Source organism: Halomonas sp. Cn5-12, from assembly GCF_021532545.1.
GTDB lineage: Bacteria > Pseudomonadota > Gammaproteobacteria > Pseudomonadales > Halomonadaceae > Vreelandella > Vreelandella aquamarina.
The window spans coordinates 1-1,020 of record NZ_JAKGAY010000082.1 but is presented as its reverse complement, the minus strand read 5'-3'; the positions used below and the strand labels follow the sequence as shown (position 1 = coordinate 1,020).

The following is a 1,020-nucleotide window of genomic DNA, read 5'->3' as shown; positions in this document are numbered from 1 at the left end:
ACCATGGCGCTAACACCGTCACTCACCCAGAGGGGCAGGGGCAGTACCCCGCGTCCCAGCCGGTGAGCGTCGAGACGATCCCGGCGTCGCTATCGTGGACGAAAGCGGAGTCAGCCTCGCTCATGGAACGGGTCATTGACCCGGAGAACATGCAGCGGGCTTACCGTAAGATGGTTGCCAACAAAGGCGCACCGGGTGTCGATAGCATGACGGTGCACCAGTTAGCGGGCCACCTAAAGCAGTACTGGCCAACGCTGCGCGAGCGGCTATTGGCCGATGCGTATCACCCTAGCCCGACCCGAGCCGCCGTCATCCCCAAACCCAAGGGTGGGACACGGCAGCTCGGCATTCCCACGGTTACCGACCGATTGATCCAGCAAGCGCTGTTACAGGTGCTTATGCCCATCTTCGACCCTGCGTTCTCCGCGTCGAGTTACGGCTACCGCCCCAGGCGCAGCGCTAAGCAGGCCGTCTCGGCCATGAAGGCCCATGTCACCGCTGGCCACCGCTGGGTGGTCGACCTCGACTTGGAAGCCTTCTTCGACCGAGTGAACCACGACCTGCTGATGGCACGGGTCGCGCGGCGCGTTAACGACAAGCGCGTGCTGCGTCTGATCCGCCGCTACCTGGAAGCGGGCCTGTTCCAGCACGGCTTGCCCACGCCGAGACGGCAAGGGACGCCCCAAGGTGGGCCCCTCAGCCCGCTGCTGGCGAACATCCTTCTGGACGACATGGACAAGGAGTTGGAACGCCGAGGCCACCGCTTCTGCCGCTACGCCGATGACGTGCAGGTGTATGTCAAAAGCTGGCGGGCAGGCGAGCGTGTCATGGACAGCTTGAGTGAGTATCTCGAGAACTCACTCCGGCTGACGGTCAACCGCCACAAAAGTGCGGTGGATCGGCCATGGAAACGCGGCTATCTGGGCTACAGTCTCACTCGGCACAAGCAGCCGAAACTGACGCTAGCCAAGACCAGCCTGAAGCGTATGATGCAGCGTGTCCGTGAGATACTGAAGCGTG

The 1,020-nt window shown here is 62.8% G+C and carries 1 protein-coding gene; it reads left to right on the top strand.

The window, feature by feature from the left end:
* Window positions 1–1,020 (top strand): group II intron reverse transcriptase/maturase (gene ltrA, locus L1249_RS17390; protein WP_137095255.1); only part of this gene is annotated, 1,020 nt, incomplete at both ends.